2 protein-coding genes are annotated in these 2,084 nt (G+C 59.2%); both read left to right on the top strand.

Features of this window, described 5'->3' with window-relative positions; all coding sequences use genetic code 11:
- Positions 1–663 precede the first annotated feature (663 nt).
- Positions 664–1,440, top strand: a complete 777-nt coding sequence (locus RSO01_RS46600; RefSeq protein ID WP_147157449.1) for a response regulator transcription factor — start codon at positions 664–666, stop codon at positions 1,438–1,440.
- A 204-nt stretch (positions 1,441–1,644) separates the two neighbouring features.
- Complete coding sequence (locus RSO01_RS46595) at positions 1,645–2,016, top strand: hypothetical protein (RefSeq protein WP_147157448.1); 372 nt, start codon at positions 1,645–1,647, stop codon at positions 2,014–2,016.
- Positions 2,017–2,084 lie beyond the last annotated feature (68 nt).

The following is a 2,084-nucleotide window of genomic DNA, read 5'->3' as shown; positions in this document are numbered from 1 at the left end:
GGTAGTGCATTACGCGCCCACTCCCACACAACCCAACAAGGGGCGTGCCCGACGGCAACAAATTCGGCCGCCGCCATTGATCCCGCTCATTGAGGGCTCAGTAGGAATCGCCGAGTATTCACATGGAATTCTTCGACCGTGTGACTTACCGGCATGTGTGCCCCCACCTTTTCGATTAGGGGTTGGCCTCATGGGAAGCGGAGGCATCGCTAGTCATGTGGGTGCCTAGCAGAGTGCATTCCAGGTGGAGCGGTGCGGTTGGGGCTGCACCGCTCGATCCAGCAAGTACAGCGCGTCGAGCTTCTTCGTTAGCACGGTTCATCAAGATGCCGACGAGAGTTCGATGAGAGGTAATTGCACGCTCGGTCGGCCGTCAGGGCGAGACCAAAGCCGGATAGTGGGCTGTGTGGGCCGATCCGGCTTTGGTCCCTGACGCTGCGATCTGTTCGTTGGATGGGTTCACCAACAGAGCCTTGCAGGCGCTTCCAAGAGACTACGTGTTGGAGCGCAGTTCCTCACCGGCGCATCGGGGTAATTCACACTGCAGGGCGAGCGGCGCAGGCAATAATCCGATATTGCCGCCAACTTAACGTGTGTTAATTCGCGGACCTCAATGTTCCGCTAGCGTGCAGAGGTGTGGGACTGGTGGATGGGAACTACAAAATGGGAAAGCTTGTAACGACACTCATCGTTGAGCCGCGCTCGCTTGTGCGCGAGGGGCTGGCATCACTGATGGCGAGTCATGCTTATCACGTGATTGGAGGTGTCGCTTCATCAGCCGACATCAGCAACTCTTTGCTTGTCGCAGATGAGCCCAAGCTTGTAGTCCTTGGCGCGGTGCAGGCCGACGATGTTACTGCTGCGGCGAGCTGCATTCGCGAGCTGTGGTCGGACACCAAGATCGTTCTTCTTTTTGAGGATGCGTCATCCGCCGATTACCAGAAGTGGCAGGCGTCGGAGATCGATGGATGCATTCCATTGTCTGGGTCGCCCGATGTGCTTGTCGGCACTCTTCGGCGAATTCTCGACAGCGATCTCAAGATCCTGGTCCAGGAGGCTGTATCGCGTTCGGCGACTGCATTGCCATCCGCTCGGCTGCCGATTGCGCCAGTCGTGACAAACGTGGAAGCGAGGACTGAAGCCTTCGACGGCGCTTTTTCACTTCGAATTCGTCATGGCCTGTCGGAGCGTGAAGAGCAGATTCTCAGGGACTTGGTAAAGGGGCTTCCCAACAAGTCAATCGCCCGTAAGCTCGACATCGCCGAAGCCACCATCAAGGTTCATATGAAGTCGATTCTGCGGAAGATACGGGTGGCGAACCGAACGCAGGCAGCCATCTGGGCACTCGAAAATGGTTACGGCGCTGATAACCCGCATCCCGAGCTGCCGCGGCTTGAAGCCACCCTCCAGCCGTTAGAGGCGCCACGACAGGCACTCTGATTCGCACCGCTGTCCTGCCTGACCGTGGAGCGCATTGGAGGTAGCCCCGCGTTCTTAGGTTGGCAGCTTGCTGGCCGGCATAGGCTTGTAGCCAGCTATTGCCTGCTCTCCGGGTCGGTCGACCGTCTGCCTGCGTCTGCCGTCAACGTTTTGGGCGGTCGTCATCAATAACCGCTGCCTGCAATCTCGCTAGACGCGGCCCTCATGCCTTTGTACTGGACGATCGATTCCAAGGAGCGCCTTTTCACCGGGGTTGGCGAGGGTGAAGTCACCTTGGCTGACGCTATGTCGCTGTTAGAGGCGCTAGCGGGCGCAAAGGCGCTGTCTTATCGCAAGCTGTTTGATGGACGAGCAGTGCAGTCCACGATGACTGGCGAGGAACTGCTGGCGATCTGCGCCAAGATCAGGGCGTATCACGAAGAAGGGCCTGTCGGGGCCCTTGCGCTGGTGGGCACTGCCGAACAGACCGTGAGATTTTCCCGCCTATTGGGCGCACTCGCTGCTGCCGACCGGCCCATCAAGCTATTCAACAGCCTGCGGTCGGCGCGCGCCTGGCTGGCCCTGCAGAGAAAATGACCTGCTCGCGACTCCGCCGCCGCCGAGCCGCAGGGGTTTCGACAACGCTAGAGCCGATCTGCTCCACT

Origin of the sequence: Reyranella soli (genome assembly GCF_007992495.1) — a bacterium.
GTDB classification, from domain to species: Bacteria; Pseudomonadota; Alphaproteobacteria; order Reyranellales; family Reyranellaceae; genus Reyranella; species Reyranella soli.
Note: the sequence above shows the minus strand (reverse complement) of the source record. Positions and strands in the feature narration are given on the sequence as shown.

Excerpts from the sequence above, each read along its gene's own strand:
- RSO01_RS46595 (WP_147157448.1), top strand. The coding sequence starts at position 1,645 with ATGCCTTTGTACTGGACGATCGATTCCAAGGAGCGCCTTTTCACCGGG.
- RSO01_RS46600 (WP_147157449.1), top strand. The coding sequence starts at position 664 with ATGGGAAAGCTTGTAACGACACTCATCGTTGAGCCGCGCTCGCTTGTG.